At 39.7% G+C, this 20,496-nt stretch carries 20 protein-coding genes, 1 pseudogene and 1 riboswitch; of the genes and pseudogenes, 16 read left to right on the forward strand and 5 right to left on the reverse strand.

Going from position 1 to position 20,496, the window contains the following annotated elements; translation table 11 throughout:
- Positions 1 to 160: 160 nt before the first annotated feature.
- From DESOR_RS11790 to DESOR_RS11805, 6 genes and pseudogenes are all read left to right on the forward strand, one after another.
- Entirely contained in the window at positions 161 to 598 is a 438-nt protein-coding gene (locus tag DESOR_RS11790) for a MarR family winged helix-turn-helix transcriptional regulator (RefSeq protein ID WP_014184816.1), read from the forward strand.
- Between the two features lie 143 nt (positions 599 to 741).
- Positions 742 to 942: an amidohydrolase family protein gene (locus DESOR_RS28020; protein WP_242832530.1), complete on the forward strand. Its 201-nt coding sequence runs from the start codon at positions 742 to 744 to the stop codon at positions 940 to 942.
- A 256-nt stretch (positions 943 to 1,198) separates the two neighbouring features.
- A complete protein-coding gene (locus DESOR_RS11795; RefSeq protein ID WP_014184817.1) occupies positions 1,199 to 2,416 on the forward strand; it encodes a spinster family MFS transporter in 1,218 nt (405 codons plus the stop codon).
- 18 nt (positions 2,417 to 2,434) lie between these two features.
- Positions 2,435 to 2,605: pseudogene (locus DESOR_RS30275) on the forward strand (molybdenum cofactor biosynthesis protein MoaE); the annotation flags it as partial.
- Between the two features lie 52 nt (positions 2,606 to 2,657).
- Positions 2,658 to 3,635, forward strand: coding sequence for a hypothetical protein (locus DESOR_RS11800; protein ID WP_014184818.1), 978 nt, complete (start codon positions 2,658 to 2,660; stop codon positions 3,633 to 3,635).
- Positions 3,636 to 3,798: 163 nt separating this feature from the next.
- Entirely contained in the window at positions 3,799 to 4,539 is a 741-nt protein-coding gene (locus DESOR_RS11805; protein ID WP_242832495.1) for a nitroreductase family protein, read from the forward strand.
- Positions 4,540 to 4,617: 78 nt separating this feature from the next.
- On the opposite strand, the gene DESOR_RS11810 is transcribed toward DESOR_RS11805, so the two are convergent.
- A complete protein-coding gene (locus DESOR_RS11810; protein ID WP_014184820.1) occupies positions 4,618 to 5,148 on the reverse strand; it encodes a helix-turn-helix domain-containing protein in 531 nt (176 codons plus the stop codon).
- A 149-nt stretch (positions 5,149 to 5,297) separates the two neighbouring features.
- Between DESOR_RS11810 and DESOR_RS30615 the strand changes: the two genes are divergently transcribed.
- From DESOR_RS30615 to DESOR_RS11830, 5 genes are all read left to right on the forward strand, one after another.
- A complete protein-coding gene (locus DESOR_RS30615) occupies positions 5,298 to 5,426 on the forward strand; it encodes a hypothetical protein (RefSeq protein WP_282434405.1) in 129 nt (42 codons plus the stop codon).
- 40 nt (positions 5,427 to 5,466) lie between these two features.
- Positions 5,467 to 7,209 carry a hybrid sensor histidine kinase/response regulator gene (locus DESOR_RS11815; RefSeq protein WP_014184821.1) on the forward strand — a complete coding sequence of 581 codons (1,743 nt, stop codon included), beginning with the start codon at positions 5,467 to 5,469 and terminating at the stop codon, positions 7,207 to 7,209.
- 499 nt (positions 7,210 to 7,708) lie between these two features.
- Complete coding sequence (locus DESOR_RS11820; RefSeq protein WP_014184823.1) at positions 7,709 to 7,891, forward strand: hypothetical protein; 183 nt, start codon at positions 7,709 to 7,711, stop codon at positions 7,889 to 7,891.
- Positions 7,891 to 9,321 carry a cytosine permease gene (locus DESOR_RS11825; RefSeq protein ID WP_014184824.1) on the forward strand — a complete coding sequence of 477 codons (1,431 nt, stop codon included), beginning with the start codon at positions 7,891 to 7,893 and terminating at the stop codon, positions 9,319 to 9,321. The genes DESOR_RS11820 and DESOR_RS11825 overlap by 1 nt, the downstream gene beginning before the upstream one ends.
- 419 nt (positions 9,322 to 9,740) lie before the next feature.
- The gene (locus DESOR_RS11830) at positions 9,741 to 10,505 is read left to right on the forward strand and encodes a hypothetical protein (protein WP_014184825.1); all 765 of its coding nucleotides are present in this window, start codon (positions 9,741 to 9,743) and stop codon (positions 10,503 to 10,505) included.
- Positions 10,506 to 10,535: 30 nt separating this feature from the next.
- Here DESOR_RS11830 and DESOR_RS11835 read toward each other — a convergent pair whose 3' ends face one another.
- Positions 10,536 to 11,168: a MarC family protein gene (locus tag DESOR_RS11835; protein WP_014184826.1), complete on the reverse strand. Its 633-nt coding sequence runs from the start codon at positions 11,166 to 11,168 to the stop codon at positions 10,536 to 10,538.
- A 207-nt stretch (positions 11,169 to 11,375) separates the two neighbouring features.
- Positions 11,376 to 11,566: riboswitch (cobalamin riboswitch) on the forward strand.
- A 139-nt stretch (positions 11,567 to 11,705) separates the two neighbouring features.
- Here DESOR_RS11835 and DESOR_RS11840 point away from each other — a divergent pair.
- The 5 genes from DESOR_RS11840 to DESOR_RS11860 all read left to right on the forward strand — a co-directional run bounded on the left by DESOR_RS11840 (position 11,706) and on the right by DESOR_RS11860 (position 16,184).
- Positions 11,706 to 12,725 (forward strand): HoxN/HupN/NixA family nickel/cobalt transporter, encoded by a 1,020-nt coding sequence (locus DESOR_RS11840; protein ID WP_014184827.1) that lies wholly within the window; start codon positions 11,706 to 11,708, stop codon positions 12,723 to 12,725.
- 187 nt (positions 12,726 to 12,912) lie between these two features.
- Positions 12,913 to 13,113, forward strand: coding sequence for a YwbE family protein (locus DESOR_RS11845; RefSeq protein WP_014184828.1), 201 nt, complete (start codon positions 12,913 to 12,915; stop codon positions 13,111 to 13,113).
- A gap of 341 nt (positions 13,114 to 13,454) precedes the next feature.
- Positions 13,455 to 14,630, forward strand: coding sequence for a hypothetical protein (locus DESOR_RS27385; protein ID WP_014184829.1), 1,176 nt, complete (start codon positions 13,455 to 13,457; stop codon positions 14,628 to 14,630).
- Between the two features lie 524 nt (positions 14,631 to 15,154).
- Positions 15,155 to 15,478 (forward strand): EFR1 family ferrodoxin, encoded by a 324-nt coding sequence (locus DESOR_RS11855; RefSeq protein ID WP_081468496.1) that lies wholly within the window; start codon positions 15,155 to 15,157, stop codon positions 15,476 to 15,478.
- A gap of 460 nt (positions 15,479 to 15,938) precedes the next feature.
- Positions 15,939 to 16,184 carry a DUF3102 domain-containing protein gene (locus DESOR_RS11860; protein ID WP_042331134.1) on the forward strand — a complete coding sequence of 82 codons (246 nt, stop codon included), beginning with the start codon at positions 15,939 to 15,941 and terminating at the stop codon, positions 16,182 to 16,184.
- A 38-nt stretch (positions 16,185 to 16,222) separates the two neighbouring features.
- Here the strand turns inward: DESOR_RS11860 and DESOR_RS11865 are convergent, their stop codons facing one another.
- From DESOR_RS11865 to DESOR_RS11875, 3 genes are all read right to left on the reverse strand, one after another.
- Complete coding sequence (locus DESOR_RS11865; RefSeq protein WP_014184831.1) at positions 16,223 to 16,915, reverse strand: LysE family transporter; 693 nt, start codon at positions 16,913 to 16,915, stop codon at positions 16,223 to 16,225.
- A gap of 70 nt (positions 16,916 to 16,985) precedes the next feature.
- The gene (locus DESOR_RS11870) at positions 16,986 to 17,927 is read right to left on the reverse strand and encodes a MerR family transcriptional regulator (protein ID WP_014184832.1); all 942 of its coding nucleotides are present in this window, start codon (positions 17,925 to 17,927) and stop codon (positions 16,986 to 16,988) included.
- Between the two features lie 1,012 nt (positions 17,928 to 18,939).
- Positions 18,940 to 20,346: an FMN-binding glutamate synthase family protein gene (locus DESOR_RS11875; RefSeq protein WP_014184833.1), complete on the reverse strand. Its 1,407-nt coding sequence runs from the start codon at positions 20,344 to 20,346 to the stop codon at positions 18,940 to 18,942.
- Positions 20,347 to 20,496: the final 150 nt, after the last annotated feature.

Below are 20,496 nucleotides of genomic sequence, written 5' to 3' on the forward strand. Positions count from 1 at the left end.
AGTTGTATTGTGAAACTATATAATTGTATTATACAACTAGCTTATATAATGTTCAATTCCTGATTTTTTAATGAGTTTTCCTCGTTTTTTAAATTCTTGTCCTTGTGATAAAATAAGTCGTGTTAAAAATTCGGCGAGGCAGTAAGGAGGCAATCATGAAATGAATGAAAATTGGCTGGAGACCATTCTATCGGAATTAGCCGTCCTTCACCGCAGTCTTGGATCGGCGGCTAAATATAATAAGCCCGGAACCATTGAACGGTCCGCGCATCTGCTGCTTGGGCAAATTATTTCTCAGGGTCCAGCCGGTGTCAAAGCTTTGGCGGAGGAGTTTCAGTTGGATATTTCCACCGTAAGCAGACAAGCAGCAGCCCTGGAGAAAAAAGGATATGTCTATCGTATACCGGACCCTTTGGATAAAAGGGCGTATTCACTTCAGATCACGGAACTGGGAATGAAAGAACTTATGAATCATAAGCAAAAACGTTTGGCTGATCTGGAGGAACTTCTCAATGATTGGTCTGCTGAAGACTGCGAAGCATTCGGGCAGCTTTTGAAAAAATTCAATCATACCTTGTTGAATTCCAGCGACAAGTAGAAAATCATAAAGTCCCGTACTTATATTATGAGGAGATTGAAAATTCGGCGGTTTTGAGGTCTGACTAATCTAGATTAGTACCTCAAAACCGCCGAATTTTTAAACTGAGTTCGTGTTGCAAATGGGAATCGCTGCAATTATACCTGTATCAGTGCCATTTTGCTACAGGCCTTTCGCCGGCGGAAGCTCTCCAGAGTGCAACAAGCAAGCCCGCGGAGTGCTTTGGACTCAAGGACAGGGGAATAATTAAAACAGGGAAGAGAGCGGACCTGCTTCTGATTAATGGAGATCCGACCAGAGATATTAAGGCAATACGGAATGTCGAGGGAGTTTGGATAGGGTGAAGGGCTGTTATTAGGTAAGAAGAAGCTGGCGGAAGGTTCGAATTTGAAGAGCTGCCAAAGGGTGAGCAAAATCAGGGAGTGAATGTGTTGTACAGTGAGGAACCGGGGGGCCTGAGATATTTGAATCCATAAGCTGGAATTTCAACATCGCTCCTTGTTCTATGGTTGGCAGGGATTTGTGAGTAAATATAGAATTCAAGATGATCAAAGGAGGAATCTATTCCTAAAAATATAAAACAACGAATGGAGGTGGCTAATGGGTAGGTATGGAGTTCTGGGTCTACTGCTAATTATTAATATCTTTAATTATATCGATCGTAATGCTTTGGCGGGGGTTAGTCCGTTATTAAAAACGGCCTTTCAACTTAATGATGCTACCATTGGGCTCTTGGGCAGCGCCTTTCTTCTGACTTATACTCTGGTTGCTGTTCCTTTCGGGATTTGGTCCGACTTATGGAAGCCCCAAAAGGTAGCGGCAATTGGCATTTTGATCTGGAGTTTGGCTTGTGTCCTGACCAGTACCTCAACTTCGGAAACGCAGTTGTTTATTTGGCGTTCTCTGGTCGGGGTTGGAGAAGCTGCTTACGTTGCTACGGCGGGAACAATTATTTCCAAACGGTTTGATAGTGGGCAAAGGTCGAAAATGCTAGGGGTTTTTAATCTTGGCTTACCTTTGGGGGCAGCCTTAGGGGTTGTCCTGGGAGGTATGATCGGGGAAAGATTGGGCTGGGGAGCAGTTTTTGTCATCGTCGGAGTTCCGGGGTTTTTATTGGCTGTTATGGCCTGGTTGATTCGTGATTACACACCTATGCAGAATCCGGTTGCAGGGTTCCCACCAACTGAGGTTAAAGACAAAGAGGGTTTTGATTGGCTAAAATTGAAGGGTACCCTTAAGTTGCCGTATTTGCTGGTCGTCTTAGGTTATATAGGGATAAGTTATTGTTTCGGAGCGGTTATAAACTTTTTGCCCCTGTATTTAACCAGGATTATGCACTTTTCTTTAGGGAAAGCCGCTACCAAAAGTGGGATAATCATTGTTCTGGCCGGACTTCTGGGGGCCCCCATAGGTGGCTGGATCGCTGATCGCTGGTATGTTCGCTACCGTGGAGGGCGCGGTTTCACCCTGCTGTTGGCCTGTTTGGTCTCGGCGATTTTGATGTGGCTGGGGATTGGCTTACAGTCTACGTTGTTGTTTGGTTTAGCAGCTTTTTTCATGTTGTGGCACGTTGGCGTGGCCGCCGCTATGGTTTTTGATACGACGCAGCGGTTAGTCTGGAATTCGGCCACGGCCATCGCCATGTTATTTATGCATTTGCTGGGCGATGTGCCGTCTTCCGCCATTACGGGCCTTATTTCCGATCAATACGGCTTGGTGATGGCTTTTAACTTTCTCCCCGTTGCCATGCTGATCGGTGGGATTGCTTTTGGGCTTTCCGGTTACCTGCAGGCCAAGAGCGAAGGCAGTACCTATTAAAAGATTTGCTTATATGGCGCCAAGGTTGAGGCGGCGGCTGCAGAGACCTATAAGCTGGATGGTATTTTCTATGTCAGGGTTTGGCTTAATGAAGGACATCTTGAACTCGGTTACGACATAATGTATGCCCTGCAATTTCTCGTTGAAAGGATCAAAAGCCAATGTGTTACGGAAATTGAACAAAAGTAGTCAAGCTGAAAAAACTTGGGTTGTTGCATATAAGTTAAGGGGGAGGGATTGGATGAGGAAAACGATTGCCTATCTAGGCTATGGATTGGGTCTGATGCTGCTTGTTTATTATGGCCTAAATTATCAGGACGCACTGCATATCGAAGCAGGCAGAAACTATGACCCGTTTCCATTAATGCTGTTTAGTTATGTTTATTACCTGATAATAGGTATGTATATTGCCTTGCCCGGATTTATAAGGGGAATGGCACTGAAAGGAACGTTATCTGTTAACTGGTTAAAGATCTTGATTCTCGGAATACCTATGTTGTTAATCAGTGCTTCAGGTATCCTATTTTATTACTCCGTTTCACCCCAGCTTAATTCATTAACTAGATGGATATATCTCAAGCTTAATATGAATGGAACCATTTTAATTGGAGTAGCTTGCGGATACACGTTATTAAATTCGATTGCCAAAAAGGAGAGCGAACCGGACACTGTCCCCGTTGTTAAGTCTCGCGTTGCCAAAATCGTTGTCCTGCTTATCTTAGGGTCTTCTTTACTTTATATTGCTTTGAGCGGATTCCTTCATCCTATGAAGTTTGTAGGTGTTCAAGCTGATATCGTAAAAAATGATGACCAAACAGGATATTTAGTTAACGATGGAAAGGATACTGTTTACTTTATACGCACAGAGATTAATTACCGTTTGAAGTTCGAGAATATGCCGATCAGATCTATCAGGCAATCCGGTAGGGATCTCAAGATAAAGGTTGAACCTCAAGAAGAATTACGCAGCTTATTTTCAGAGGATATCTTTAAACAACCGGATGGCTGTGGATTTAGCAGCAGCGGTAAGGAGACAGAAATAACTCTTACCTATACAATCGGATCCATTGACCCGGAAGGCAATAATGTTGATATTCTCCCACCCTCTCTGGAGGTTTTGGAAGAGATCAAGGATCATTTATATAATGCTGAATTAGTCGTGGAACTTAGTGATACGGATATAAAAAGATTCAATTTGTTAGATTATAAAAGGAATTAGCGCTTAAGCTATTCTAAGCGATGTTTTCTGAGTTTGAGGAGGCGTAATATAAGAAAGAGGATAATGGTATTTGAAAAGCCGCCCGTCCATGGCGGCTTCTGGTTTACGGGGCACATTAAGAAGTATAGGCGTTAATTTGCATTGAGATTTGATTGCATGTGCCTTGGATTTCTTGAAAAAGGGAGGAGATTTTCGCAAATTAGGTATCGGACATTGTCTAATGAAGAGAGTACTGGATTGGTTGGATCAGCAATCTGTAGAAACGAAGAGCGTCAGTGTGGCGGTTGTAAACAAAGATATGGAAGGAGAAAATAATATGGCTATCAATAACGAAATCTTAAACTGCATCCGTGAGCGGAGGAGTACGCGCCGATTCACGGACCAACAAATTTCACCGGAACAACTGGATGCCCTACTGGATGCCGCAATCTGGGCACCTAGCGGCAGCAACAGCCAAAGCTGGCTGTTTACGGCGATTCAGAACAGCGATGTACTGCTTCATTTAAACGAACTGGTGCGTGAAGGATTTCAACATTGGATTCCTGATGACGATTACCCCGGCAAGCTGGCTATCAAGGAGCGTTCCCAGAAGGAAGGCTATAACTTCTATTATCAAGCGCCAACGCTCATAATTGCCTCCAATCGCCCGAATTACGAAAATGCCATGGCCGACTGTGCGCTGGCCCTCGAGAATATTTTCCTTGCGGCTCACTCTTTGCAGCTAGGGAGTTGTTACATCAACCAACTGCACTGGCTTCGGGATGATCCTGGTGTCCGGGAGTATCTGTTTGAATTGGGCATCCCTAAGGAGCATACCATCTGCTCTTCCGCGGCTATCGGTTTTAGGGGGGCAGAAGCCGCTGCGCCGATCCGTAAAGACGGAACGATAAACATTATTCGCTAAGGTAAATTGGTATCGGGGTGGAGGGAAGCGTTGATTCACTTCTTGTCAATTTTACGGACAAGGAATGTTACCCTTTTCTCATAGTTCACTAATGTCCATTGAAGCGGTAACACAGCCGGAAATTTGTCCTTTATTATCATATAGAGGCTCAGCAAAAACAAAATAACTATGATCTCCATCGGATAAGGGGAATGTTATTTTTTCCTTAAGTTTCATCCCTTTTTCAATAACAATTCTTTTTAATAACATCAACGCCTTTGTTCCTTCATTTTCCGAAAGTTCAATGTCAGTTTTACCTAAAACTATATTTTTGTCGAAGTCTGGATGAGGGTTAAATATCCACGTATACCTTAAGTCTTTGTCTACATGAGCAATAACCATTTCGGAATTTCGCATAGCAGTAATAAAAGGATCGCTGATTTCTTCGGTAAAAAAGGCAGAAGGACTAAACCCTAAAACATTAGCTATAGTTCGTGCAATATCAAAGCTTGGATTACGTGTACCCTTTTCAATTTGGACGTAAAAAGTTCGGCTCAAAAATGCTTGCTTAGCTATTTCTTCTTGTGTTAGCTTCTTTGCTTTTCGTATTTCTCTCAACCATTCGCGCACTATGTAGCCCCTTTCGAATATGTATTCAAAATAAATCAAATATTTTGCTGCAAATTTAATATATACTATGTGGCAATTTGCGACAATACATTTTCTGTCATAATGCGACGCTGTTATAGTAGTAAAATAATTTGAGAATGCTTTATCTCATGATTAACGAATTAGATAGGGCTAACTCAATAAATGACGGAACCGCTGCCATGATCCTAAGCCCCCATATTCCGTTTGCCTTTGGCTACCCCGTCAAAGCGATTATGGGGGGTTCTAAAATTGTCTAGAAATAAATTATAGAGTCATGGTCAGAAATGAGATGAATGCTTGAAAAAAACGGATTTTCATAACGATGAATCCAACTTGCAACCAGATAGGCATAAAATCAGATTACTGAAAGTGACTCAGCGTAAACAATGCTATACCTACGATGGCCAGGTGCGTCGGGAGCGGGAAAGATCAACCGAGTTGCAAAGGTCAAATGAGAAACTCAAAACAGAGATTGAAGAAATTAAGCGAAATGAGACTGAACTGCAGGAAAGTCGGAATCTGATAATGGCTAACATAGAGACTATGGAGCGGTTTCGCGCGCTCTTTGAGCATATGAACGAAGGTTTTTTCCTTGCCGAAATGATCTGCGATGATTCCGGTAAACCGCTGGATTACCGTTACATAGACTCCAATCCAGTGTTTGAGCGTGTGATCTGCAAGAAGAAGCATGAAGATATTGTGGGCAGGATGAATAGCGAAATTCAGCTTTTTCCAAGTGATTGGATTGAAACTTTCACCAGGGTTGCAATGAATGGCTGTCCCGAATGTTTCGAGGGTTACTCGGATGATTTTAACTTATATTTACAAATTAACGCTTTCTCACCGGGAAAAGGACAATTCGCTTGTCTCGTCCAGGATATCACCGAGCGGAAACAAGCCGAGGAGAGTCTGCGTAAAGCCGACGAAAACAAAAATCTTTTTCTAAGTAGTCTTTCCCACGAACTAAGAAATCCACTGGCCTCTATGATGATGAGTATTTCCCTGCTTAAAGTCACATCCCCTGATTTGGCAAAAACTATACAAGCCATTGAGAGTTTGGAGCGGCAGACTTTGCACCTCTCCCGGTTGGTGGATGACCTCCTTGAAGTGACTCGTATATCTCAGAATAAAATTGAAACCAAGAAGCAGCGAATAGAGTTAAATGATCTGGTTTCAGGGATTGTAAGGGATAAAAGCCCGCTATTCTCAGACAAAGGTGTAGCCCTGGAAGTTGATACATTCTCCAAGTCAATATATCTGCAAGCTGATCCATCCCGGTTGACACAAGTCTTGGGAAATCTGCTTCATAACGCCCTTAAATTTACGGATGAGGGAGGCAATACTCAAGTTCGTATTACTGAGGATGAGGACACTAACGAAGTAATTGTAGAAATACAAGATGATGGGTGCGGTATCAAACCTGAACTGTTACCTGATTTATTTAAACCATTTACTCAAGCAAATGCTGCTCTTGAACGAAATGGTGGAGGTCTTGGTCTGGGGTTGGCAATTGCCAAAGGGATTATCGGTTTGCATGGCGGAAGTGTAAGTGCAAGTAGTGAAGGGTTGGGAAAAGGTTCTCTGTTTACCGTAAGGCTTCCTCTTGCGCAAAATGAAGAAACTAACCCAAAGACTTCGCTGAAAGAATCCGTGAAAACAACGAGATCTCTGCAGATTTTGGTAATTGATGATATTCCCGATGTGGCTGAGATTCTTCGTTCCTTACTGCAATACTTGGGACATGAAGTTATCACTGCAAGTGATGGACCTGAAGGGCTAAAAAAGGCCATAATGTTTAAACCAGAAGTCATATTTTGCGATATAGGTTTGCCCATGATGAATGGTTATGAAGTTGCTGAAAATATTCGCAAAGATGAACAAACAAAAGACATATTTATGATTGCCTTATCGGGATACGCTCAAATTGAAGACTTAAAGCGAGCCAAAGAGGCAGGTTTTAACCAACATTTAGCCAAACCTGTAGATTTGGATGGATTAAAACAAATATTGACAGAAATTTCCGATAACGGACAGTCTTAACTGGTTTTTACCTTTCTTTCCTCGGGAACATGAAGTGCAACATTCAAGCCCGCGGAGTGTTTTGGACTCAAGGACAGGGGAAGAATTAAAGCAGGGCAGAGAGGGGATCTGCTTTTGATTAATGGCAGATCCAACCAAGGATATTAAAGCGATACGGAATGTTGAGCAAGTTTGGATAGGGGGAAGGGCTGTTATTTAGGTAATAAGAAGCTAGCGGAAGGCTCGATTATTTTTAAAACAAGCTCCACTGATTAAGGGTGGAGCTTGTTTTTTCACAGTTACCTAATAGGCTGTTGCAGAATATCAACGGGTTAAACAAAATTGTGATCACAGCGTGAAAAAGTCCAGAGAAGATATCCATTATGCAGTTGAATTTAGTAAATGCTGTTGTTTGAATGCATATCTCAAATAATTCAGAATATTTATGCATAAATACGTACTCCTAATGATTTGTTTTTCTGATCATAGAACATAGAACAAAATAGAAGGAGGTCTTCTAATGGAAACGCAAACAATTGAAGAACTGATTTACAACGAAACAAAGCGACGTCTTGAACTGATGGAGCAAGCTGATTACGAATTTCCGAAGACGATTGGTAAGGGCGATGTGCTGGCTATCATCGTCAGTATCACAGTGTGTATTTTGTTGATTGCTTTATGCATGATTGGGGTGATCCAATAATGTCTATGAATTCGAATTATATACAACAGGAAACAGTAATGGGTGTCGTACCGATGCTGAAGGGAGACCGCCAATACTCCTTTATGGACCTTTTCCTTACTACGAGTGGTTTTGGTATTGCAACGTGGTGCTATACTCAAGGCGCATATGTTGCACAGTTCCTTGGCTTTAAGCAGATGCTTATCAATATCTTCTGCTTTAATATTATATGGATCCTGATTGCATGTCTGCCGGTCTTATTTGCGGTGCGGTATGGAATTGACTTATGGATTTGGCTGCGCTCGGTATTAGGTGGCAAAGGGGTTGCTGTATTGGCAACAGTAATTAGTTTGGCGAACTTTGGCTGGTATGCTGTGTGCGCCAATTTATTTGCAACATCGATGATTAACCTTGCTGGGACTTTTGGTCTTATATTAAATGAGGCAATATGGGAGCCGGTATTGGGGACCCTTTGCGTTGTACTGGGTACATTAATAGCACTTGGTGGTCCTAATGTCATTAGGTGGACAAATCGATTCCTTGTAACAGCTTTACTTTGCGCCGGAGCAATTATAGTTATGCTTTGTTTCACTTCAGTTCCTTTGGCCGACATTGCAGCAGTCAAACCAGTTTTAGGATCCGGAACTAGCCCGCTGCAGAATTTTATGCTTTCTGCCGAAGGAAACGTAGCATTTGCTTTCTCTTGGTCTACTCAGGCTCTGGTAATGCCGCGTCTTGCTAAAACTGAAAGAAGCGGTTATTGGGCTACAGCGCTTTCTTACGGTGTAGTTGCCCCGTTCTTTGTCGCTGCAGGCGGTGTAATGGCTCTTGCTATGTTTGTTCACACAGGTGTATATGAAAGTGACCCGACTAAAATACTTGCGACACTCGGCGGCTTCGGTTTCTCACTTATTAGCTTATTGTTGGTTGCTTTTGCAAATGTTGGTACACAGGGAACCGGTTCCTATGTTAATTGCATGATTGTAAAGAGCGGATTGCCCAAAATCAGCTACCGTCTGCTTGTAATTATAGCTTTTATTTATGTTAGTTTATTGACAATATGGGGCGGTGTGGCTGAACACTTCGGAGCTTTCATTTCTCTTGCTGCATACATCCAAGGACCAATTATCGGCATGATAGTAGTTGACTATTTGATTGTACGAAAACGCAAGCTGTCGTTGAAATCAGCTTATTTCATTAAAGGACATGATGCTTACAACTATTCAAATGGGATTAACCTAGTTGGTATTGCCTGCGTGATCATCACATTTGCTGTAGCTATTCTTTTTATTTACAATCCGTTTAATGGTTCGATTAAGAGTACTATTTTCCTTCTCACTACGGGAAGCGGCTTTACTGCGATTTTTGGGGGTCTGCTTTATTGGATTGCTAGTCTGACTTCTTTTAAAAAGTATATGCTTCGAGATCGGGACGACTTGGGAATTGTCTAAACCTTAGAGTTGTTTCAAAGGTTGAGTAGTATTTGTGTTTAAGGCGGGGGAGTACAATGCCTGCCAGAGTATGAATTGGAATAAGTACCAGCAGGTTAGCACCTTTCGTGCTTCTAGCCAAACCGCTGCTGCATGGTGCTCAGAGAACAATCTCAAAATTAATTCCCTTCGATTACTGGCTAACCAATGCAAGGGAGAGGACCAAGCTGGCTCAACGGTAAAATTGAGCCAGCTTCCTTATTTTTCAGTAATCATTCAGTAATTCCTAAGGTCAGATTCAGCTAGAAATTTTATAATTACAACATTCTCCGATAAATGTCTTTCAATTAACAATTGCCTCAATTATGGAGCACACCTCAAGGAAAAATGCGAGTAATTATTCCTATCTTAAAAATCTTGGTTTGAGGATTTAAGGCATTATGAAACAGTCTATGATTCGTCGTTATTCTTTATTATTTATCATTCTAGTGCTAATGAGTTTATACTTACATGGTAGTGGATTACAACAACAGATTAATGTTGAACAAAATTTAACATCTCAGGATTGGCTGAAAAATGCGGTAAATGAGTGTAAGAAAAATGCACCAGCATATTTTCCCCAGTATTGGAATTGGCTTTGGTGGATTAAGGATACTACAAATTGCTATGCATATGCTTTTGATTTAACTAGGGACCCACGGAATGGTACGCAGTTTCCAACACATTTAGGACTACAACCAGGACTTCTGTCTTACCAAGATTTTACCTTGAATTCCTACGATGGGACAAAAGAATCAGATAAAGAACTTGTAGAAACTATCACTGAGGATATGAGTATTATTGGTTATTCATTTATAGAGGCGAAGCAAGGTGTAAAAATTCCCGAAAATGCATATATGGTTGCACTGGCAGTTTTCCCAGGAGATTCTTATGATAATAGTGATTATCATTGGTACAGATTAAATCCTAATGGAACATGGTCTGATAAACTTGGGTTCGGTTCTGTAACTGATGTTGATGAGTCAGGAAATATTATAACTGACCCTCAGTTGGCAGATAGAGGATGCTATACTGATTTCGTTGGGTATTTTTACGTTACCAAAAGTAAGGTGAGTTGGAGCAAAATGCACAATACAAATTTAATGGGTTATCAGTTCAGCGGTGGAAAGTTAGGCAGAGCTGATCACCTCACTAGACAAAACTAATATCATAAGAAGTGAAAAATAAACCGCCAGTCAACCCAGACCCGGGAAGAGTCCGATGATACCTGCAGAAGTCATTTGTACAGCAATCACAGTAAGTAGAAGTCCCATCATTCTAGTAATTAAGTTTATTGTTGTTTGTGGCAAATGCTCTTGTACCCATGGAGCATTATAAAAAAGTAAGAAGGTTACCAATAGAACAAGTGCAAAAGCTGCCATTACGATTACGGTTCCTGTCAAAATTGAAGCATAACTTCCAGATAAGGCCATTACCGTTGTGATTGTACCAGGCCCGGCTAAAATAGGAGTTGCGAGAGGCACAACAGCAATATCATCTTTCTCGATGCTTTCCGTATGTTCATCGGGGCTGGGATGATGGATGTGGGATGACTTTCCTTGAAGAAGATTGAAAGCAATGAAGAAAAGGAGAATACCTCCAGCGACCCGAAATGCGTCAAGTGTAATACCTAGAATTTTTAGAATAGCTGGGCCTAAAATGGCAAAAAACAAAACAATAAAAAAGGCTATTAGAGTTGAACGTCGTGCTAAGCTTCTTTGCTCAGCCTGAGTTTGATCGCTGGTAAGCGCCATAAAAATAGGTACATTGGCAATTGGGTTCATAATCGCAAAAATCGAAGCGATTGAAGAGATTGCAAAGATGAACATTTCCTAACCTTCTTTCGCATATAATTGCAATTATTTTCTCATAATGCCTATTCAAGTGCAACAACAGTAAGCGATCAGCATAAGCCAACACGCCATAGACGTTGGCATTTGTTTAATTATGGTAAATGGGCACATTGAAAAAAACCGTGTTAGGAGGTTATTATTGTACTGGACAGGTTATCGTAAGTTGTGTTAACATTTAAAGTAATTGAATATCAACGGATGAGTGATTCTTTCCTGAGGGAAAGAATTGAAAAGGGAAGTCAGTTAAGCTGATGCGGTACTCGCCACTGTAAAAGGGAGTTTGCTTACAAAATGTCACTGGGGATCTATTCCCGGGAAGACGTAAGTTGATGAAGATCTTAAGCCAGGAGACCTGCTTATGCCGAAGTCAAAACTACCTACGAGATGTTAGGGAGGTATATTATCTATGTATTCTTGATTATTATTGCTGTCAGATAATAGTTAACCCCTTTACCATTATATGTGGTAAAGGGGTTCGTTTTTTATCTAGTATAAATAATTGGAGGCGTAATAATGGGTGGTATTTTAAACTGGAAACATTTAGATGCGCTAAAGTACGGATCAGCTGTATTAACTATACTTCTTACCGGATTGATCCTACTCGCCACAGGTGTCTTTAAATATCCGGAACTTCTGGGATTGGCCTTAATATCTTATACTTTTGGACTTAGTCATGCTTTTGATGTAGATCACATTGCGGCTATTGATAATATGACTCGTAAGCTAGTTCAACAACGAAAAAAGACTATAGGTGTAGGATTTTTCTTTTCATGTGGACATTCAACCGTGGTAATGATTATGGGGATGCTTACTATTTTTGCAGTTGAATGGGCGCAAAAAGCACTTCCTCAATTCCAGGCCATCGGTGGGGTTATTGCTACTTCAGTTTCAGGTGTTTTCCTTCTTATACTAGCAACTGTAAATTTTATTATTTTAAAGGATATCCTTAAAACTTTCAGTAGCATGCGTGATGGAACGTATCACGCAGAAACTGCCGAGCGAGAAGATAAAGGGGTTATAAATCGTACAATAAACCGTTTATTTAACCTTGTTAGTAAGAATTGGCATATTTATATAGTAGGGTTCTTGTTTGGACTTGGATTTGATACCGCAACACAAATAGCAGTTCTTGCTACATCGGCAGCCGCCTCAGCCAAAGGCATACCTTGGGTTGCTGTCTTATCTTTCCCGATTCTTTTTACTGCTGGTATGAGTATGATGGATACATTAGACGGCTTTTTCATGTCTACAGCATATCAATGGGTACTTTCATCTCCTTTAAGGAAAGTTTATTATAACCTAACCATCACTGGTCTTTCAATCATAGCAGCAGGAGTCATAGGTATAATCGAAGTGTTCCAGGTGTTTGCCCAAGAAAGCGGGCGCAACAGTGGTTTTTGGCTTTGGATACAAAACTTGAATTTTAATAAAATGGGGTTTATTCTTGTAGGTATGTTTGTTTTGGTTTGGTCAGTATCTTTAATTGGATGGAAATTACTCCGGCTAGATAAAAAAGAAAAAAGTTTTGTCTAATCTGCCTAAAACTTAATCTACAACAAAGTTGAAGACGCTTCACAAACGGAAAATGAAAGAATTTTATACATTAATAAATAAGGGGGATTTCATTGACGGACTGAAACGTGGCAGGGGGAAAGCAAGTTTTATGTCTGCATTGCAAACGTGCTGCAATGACTGAAATTATCAAGGAGGACTAATAAGATTGGACGGCCAAGTAAGAAGTAATATTCATGCTGGAATCACAGTAGATATTGTTTTAAAAGAAGACCAAAGAACAGGAAAAAGGACGCGTGGCATTGTCAAAGATATCCTGACAAACTCCCAGAAACATCCGAGGGGAATTAAAGTAAGACTTGAGGATGGGAAAATTGGCAGAGTTCAAGAAATTATCAAGACAATTTAAAATTATTAGGGCATCTGCTGAATGAAGGCAGATGCTTTTTAACTTTCAATATTCGACCCTGGTCACCGGGGGAACAATTGCTAATGCGGGTAACGCGAAAACAACCTTTTCCATGCCGGGCGAAGCGGTTACCATTACGGCTGGCTTTGATAGAGGCGGCTCCGACGGTGGTTATTTTTGTTTATATTGAACATATAGAGGAATCTAAAGAGGAAATATAGGAAAGACGTGGAATTATATTTGGAAATCTGATGCTTAATGTCTGGAACAAGAAGTTAGCGAAAGGTTCAAGGGAATTGAGAGGGATTTTTTGAACTTTAGTTAATTAGAGGATGATCTTAATGGAATTTATAGCTGAACTAAAGCAATTCGAAGTTTTACAAAGTAATCAAATAGTATTATTTAGAAATTATATTCAAAAAAAATATCCTGCGGCCAGTATAGAGCAGCGATCAATAATTCTTGCTGATACACTTGATAAAGTCATTGATAAGTATATACAGGACTTCAATAAAGAAATTAGAGATCAAGTGAAATATGAAGTTCTTCAACGGGCGGTATTAACTGGAAATTACAACATCAACGGATCAGATATATTTAGGGCATGTCTATTTATAAAAGACACTGGGGAAAATTTTAAGGCCTTACTTATTAATTGGCTTAATAAAAATTGCTCACATCCGGTTGAAGAAAAACATATTGACCTATTACTGACAAGGGTCTCTGATTCTTATAATCAGTATGTAGAATCTGAATTAGAATACATAATCGGTAAATCCATAATTAATCTGAAAGCTGATAACTATAATCATCCAACCGCTTTGAAGGATACCTCCAATTTCATAGTTTATTTTGTTGAGAGAGTTCGTGCTGCTCATAAATATTTAAAAGGAACGATAGTTAAAGAGAGTATTTCATATCAAATTTTAGTTGCTTCGTTATTTCTGATTGTATTATTAAATTTAGTTCAATTTTTTATAAGGCAAGATAACAGCGTTAATGGTCAGGAAGCTTTCGCTTCCCAAGAGATTAATCATCAACAAAGTATCGTTCAAGAGCAGCTGGTGTATGAACTCCAATATTGTCAAGTAGATGAGGCCAGTTTAATTCAATACTTATCAAAAAGGGGGTCCTTGCTTTGTGTGGAACCTTATTTTTCTGCAATAATGCAAGCTTCTCGAGAATATGATATTAATCCATTATTACTATTTGCAATCGCAGGCCAAGAACAATCTTTTGTTCCTAAAACTACTAGAAATGCTAGACTGATCGCAAACAACCCATTTAATGTCTATGGTAGTTGGCAAGTTTATAATACCAATATTCTAGATTCGTCCCGAATCGCGGCAAATTTAGTAGCAACTCTTAATAAAAATAGACCATTGTCGGTAGATCCGATAGTTTGGATAAATACAAAATATGCCGAGGACAAGATGTGGCATGTTGGAGTTGCGAAACTATTTGCTGAGCTAAATAATGAAGTGCTAGTTGAGAGAGAGGGGCTGGAGCTAAAATAGAGGGGGAATAATATTCATGCAGGTAATAAGAGCTGAGGACAACATTTCCTCAGTTATCTTTGGGTCAATTGATAGATGGCAAGGTTTGGAGATTGAAAATTCGGCAGTTTTGAGGTCTGACTAATCTAGATTAGTTATCTCAAAACCGCCGAATTTTTAAGCTCCAGTTCGTGGTGCAATGGGAATTGAACAGCTGCTCGTTAATATTTATGAGCTGGTGTTATCTGAGGCCATCGGATGCATCTTTTAAAGTATCTTTTGAAAGAGCCACAATTACATCACGATTTCTTTTGACTACTTGTGGCTTTTGGCGAACTACGTTGTCGATAAAACCTCCAATATAATATAGAAAGTATAAATTGTACATAGTGTACTATGGGAGCAGAACTTTGGGGGACTCAGGCAGGCTCTGCGGAATCTTTAGCGGGCGCCAACCAAGTTTTCTTTATCCATCATTTGGGCAGCACTTCTAGCAATGCCAATTTTTGCAGTACTTTGGTACGAACTTACTTACCAGGAAGGGAATGACCTCAAGTATACTTTCAAGGATGACCCATCGTGTTTATAACTCTAAAATGATTGATAGTGGTGATAAGAAATTTATTATCCAGGATAGTTGCAATGGATGCAAGATTTGTGAAAAGGTTTGCCCGAAGAACAATATAGTAGTGGAGCGAAAACCCCAGTTTTTGCATATATGTGATTCCTGTTATGCGTGCATTCACCACTGTCCACAAAATGCCCTACACCTAAAGAATGAAAAGAGTAATGCACAGTTTATTAATCAAAATATCAAACTCAAGGAAATAATCGACTCAAATAATGCCCATTGGAGTACGGGAGCCTGAGAATGGATATAAATAGATATTTCTTTATATTTCCCTGGGGAGCGTAAGGTTAGCGATTGTCCAGGATTTCTATCTTCTATAATCCATATTTTGTGTAGTCATTACGAACTGGGGTTATATCTTATCTGTTGAGGGAGGAATTTCGTGAAAGTCATTATTTTCGGCTGCCATGAAACTGAACTTTATTGCTATCAAAACTTTTCTTGTGTTGTAAATCATCCCAGTTAACAGTTCCTTTTATCCCTGGCGCATAAAGGGAAACGATAGCTTTTCCAGTGTTCGGGAATAAAGACAAAAGAAGGAGGCGCCTAAAGAACTGAGTGCAGTTCAAAAGGCGCCTCTTTTTCTGTGAGAACAAAAAAACCTTGTAAGATTTTCTTTGAAAAATCTACGAGGTTTTTTTGCATAAACTACTTAATTTCCTGCTCTAGATGGGAAAATAAATCACTGTCGAAAAAATATGACGAATCTGACCTACACCCAGGCGCTCCTCTTCCTGGGGATCCCGGAAGAGGAGCGGGAGGAGTTTATTGCGGAGCATGATGTTGAGAGCATGATCAAATTGGAAGTGCAGCAGGCTGTCAAGGACAGAGAACAGGCCATTCAGGAGAAAAAAGACCTGAACTTGAAAAGCAGCGAACCCGCCCAATTAACCACTCAGACCAAAAGCCTGGAGCAACAGGTGAAAGACACCGCGATAACATGATCAAAGCCTACGATGAGCTGCTGAAAATGCTCACCGTATTAGACAGAACGGATCGTTCCGCCGAGTAAAAGCAGAGGTGCCTGAAATTGAAAAAATTGTGATATATATCGAATACTGCTTGCGAAGAAGCTTACTCCAAAAGCTATAAGGCAAACTGCTAAAACAACTATTATAACCTTATATACTTTAATATTGATTAGGCGCCTTGTTTTGCTTACAAGAGCAGCAACAAAGGTAAACCAGGAAATATCAGCTAGAATATGTCCGATATAAAATACTCCGATACCCATAATACCCAAAGTATAGTAAGCATTCATTATTAATGCAAGACCAACAGCAGACCACCAGATGATGAAATACGGATTGGATGCACTTAATACTGCACCTGCTAAAAACATATTCCCTTGTTTACCACTTTTGCTGTCTTTGGTATCCAATGAAATTTTGTTCAAATATACATCCTTTATCATTCCAAATCCAAGAAATTCCAAAACCACTCCGCCTACGAGCCCTATGATAGCTCTGGCCATATCTGTAGAGAGATATTTTCCAGCTCCAAGAAATATTATAATTACTAAAATCAAGTCAAGAAGAGAATGTCCAAGAGATACAATCAACCCCGTCTTCACTCCATGGCGTATACTTCTATCTACTGTATATGTAAACATAGGTCCTGGCATCATCGCCCCCGAATACCCAATTAGTACTGATTGTAAAAAAATTGCTATCATAGTTACCCCTCCATTAATATAGCAAAATTTGAAGGACAAAAACTTGCTATACTTATTTTAAACTATCCAGTTACTGGAGGGTCAATAGTTTTCTTACAGGTATTTGAATTTCGGTAAGATGGTAGCTTTTATCTTCAGAAATAAATTGGTTAATTATTGTCCGTTCGATTGAATCTCCAATAATTTCTAAACCATTTTCATCCAAGTATTCAAGGATCATTTTATAGTATTTTGGAGATTCGCTGCGGCCGCCCCTGAAACAAACACAGGCATAAGAACCTTGTTTTATTGTCTCTATAAATATATTGTTTTCAATACATTCTTCTAATAATACAAATATGGAATTGTACTCATCAAAGATCATTTGCATTATCTTATCTTTAGAAACGGTAAGCCCAACCTTACCTACAATTATGTGCCCTGGCGAAATAACATTGTTTTCTAGTTTTTTCAAGAATAACTCTAATTCCCGTTCACTACAAATTTTTTCTGTTAGTTTTAAAATTTTTCTTTCCTGAAGTTCATTTATTGTTACAGTATCTAAATTTAGTACATTTTTTGATCCTTCTATTTCTTTAATCCTATTTTTTAGTGTTATTTTTATCTTTTCAAACTCCTTAATTTTATTTTCTGTTATACTTTGCTGCTCTTTTAGTAGCTCTAGGAAACAGTCTATATTTCTCTTTTCCAAATGATTCTTAATGTCTTTTAAAGATACTCCTCTTATTTTTAAATAGATTATGGTATGTAATTGTTCAAATTGTTCAGATGAATAATGCCTGTATCCAGTTTTTTTATCAACATCTATGGGTTTGAATAGTCCTATTTCATCATAATACCTGAGAGTCTTAATGGGGATATTATATAACTTTGATATTTGGCCAATAGAAAATTTATTCTTCATTTCACCACAACGTGTCGCTGGAAACCCTTGGATTAATCCATAAAGAGAAAAGCAACATACCCTTTCTATGAGATTTTTACAAGTTGAATTATATTTTTCGTAATCCATTGTACCATAAAATACTCTTGTAATTATTAACCGGGATTTGAAACCATCAACTGTAAGCGTGCCAAAGCTTCAGCATTGGCGTCGGCCTCAAAGAACATATCAATGTCCATGGAAGTTCAGCTTATTTTCAGGAAGCAGCCCAAAAGTTTGAAGATCTACTAGAGGGTAAGATCCAGGTTAAATTTCTTGAAGAAGTTTAATAGGCAGCAGTGAGCGATTGATGTCAAACATAAACGTAATAAGTAAAAGGAGGCCTTCGCGTATTGATGGGAAAGCCTCCATTACTTTACTTAACGTTGTAGGATGAAACGGAACGTTTTTGTATTTCAGCTGATGTGTGAAGATAGTATCGAAGAGAGTTTCAGTTGAGCGGATAATTAATATTAGTAAAGGGAGCGGAACTAAGAGAATCTTAGGCTTCGCTCCTTTTTCACATAGAATGGTCTGAGCTGAGTGTTATGCTTTACGCAGAGTAAGCTAAGCAAGATAGACTATCAAGAGGAGGTCCGTGCTAATAGTGTATAATTAAAAGAATATTGTAAAAGGAACAGTTGTTGGCAGGGTTTTTTACAGAATAATGAAGAATTCAGGCTATAGAAAGTGTTTGCAGTTATACGAGCTATTAGAAATAGGATGCCAGATTTTCCGCTCATGGGTGACACACGAAATAAAAAGTCAGAACTCAGCATGTCGAAGGTATACATAAAAAGAAAGCTGAAGTAGCGTACCAAATTGGCGCTAATAGTTGTCCCAAATGTGGGGAGTTAATCACGAGAAAGGGTAAATATGGAGATTTTTAGGGCGTAGCAATTATCCGAAGTGTATGTTTACGATTACCAGCTAGGAAATTAATCCTGATTTTGGCAATAGTGGAGTCAATAGAGTATAAGTATTGATAATGTTTATAATTATATGGATTTGAACGTTAGATATGGCTAATAATTGGAAGTTTCTAAAAGCATAGATTAATCGCAGTTAGTAGGATAACAAGGATTCAGGATATGTTAGATGTTTAAAAGACTCTTCTGACACCAGTAACTTCAGCAGTATCCCGGTCTAACGTGACTAAATCATCTGGAGTTAATTCCTTTAGAGAAGATTTACCTAATGCTCGAATCGCTTCTTCCATTTCGAGGACCATTGAATTAAGGATATTGACCACACCTGTAGCCCCAACTTCGATTTCAAATTTAGCTTTTGCAGGAGAGTCGTAATAGACTAGTGTTGTTAAAGGTTCATATGGTATAGCTTTTTGAGTTTGATTGTGGACAAGGGCGAATAGGGGGACTGTTGCTAAATAAATTGCATCAGCCCCGAGTGCCAATGCTTTGAGACATTGACCAGGGGTAAAGAATCCTCCCCCAATGATTAATGTGATATCTTTGCCTTTAAAGCAGTTATCAAGGAATCGCCTAGCTCGAATCAAGGCATTTAAAGTGGGGATACCAAAGTCATCTTGCGTGATGGGAGAAGACGCGTGTGTACCACCTTGTGCGCCGTCTAATACAATGACATCAAAGCCGAGATCAATTGCTTCTGATAGGTCATCCTCAAGATCATCAGTGGCCATGAGTTTAATGGCAAGGGGTTTACCATTCGCTCTTTTGCGTAGAGTTTTAATAAAGTTTTTCCAATCCTTTGTCTGTTGTACCCCTGGGGGTAATGGTAAGGGTATGGCTTGCTGATCTTGGTTCAATCCACTGAGTTCTTGCGCTCTGCCTTGCATTTTTCCAAATTCTAAAGCAGATGTCCCCAAATAGGCCCCATGTCCCATTAGAACTTCCAGCATGTCTGCGGTTTCAATCTGTTCGTCGGTTCTTGCGCCCCAAGGCCATCTAGAAATTTGCAAAACGTACTTATCCGCCTCTTTAGCTTCTTCAGGGAGAAACGGACCTTGGCCAGAATTGGTCACAGTTCCAAGTTGCTTGGATGCTTTGGCTAAGGCAATTTTTGCCTCCTCGCTCAAAGCCATTCCGTATGCCATAGCACTGATCATTAGGGGAATTTTAATGTTCAACGGTTTTTTAGCTTTAATTCCTATCTGGACACTCATATCTATCGGTGTAGCGTCATGAAGGAATGGCTTTCTCATTTGCTTTAGAGTAAACATAAGATTTTCGAATCCAAGGAAATGCTTTGGCGAACCAAGTGGACGCATAATCATTTCCCCGTGTTCTGCACGTAAACCTAGTTCGATTACATTTAATAGAGAGAACCTTTTTATTGATGGTATGAATTCTGCAAGATTCTGTGTGTACTTCTCACTTAATAATTTAGAGGACATGTCATTAGCGACTAATTTAATCATTAAGCGTAAAATTGGTTTAAATAGAAGTACAAGACACAGCATGGTAAAAAATAGTATAACAGACGGTAGAATAATCCACCATGCATTATTTAAAGTTATGTTAAATTCCATTACAATCGCCTTTCATCGCACATGTCTTATAACATAGGATACCTCCTTCGAGTCAATTTTAATCTATGGGACCAGCCCCATCACTAATATGAATATCTCTTTTCATAATCTTCGATATCGGACTCAAATTAAAATGGTTAACAACTTACC

The sequence above is a fragment of the Desulfosporosinus orientis DSM 765 genome, assembly GCF_000235605.1.
Lineage (GTDB): Bacteria > Bacillota > Desulfitobacteriia > Desulfitobacteriales > Desulfitobacteriaceae > Desulfosporosinus > Desulfosporosinus orientis.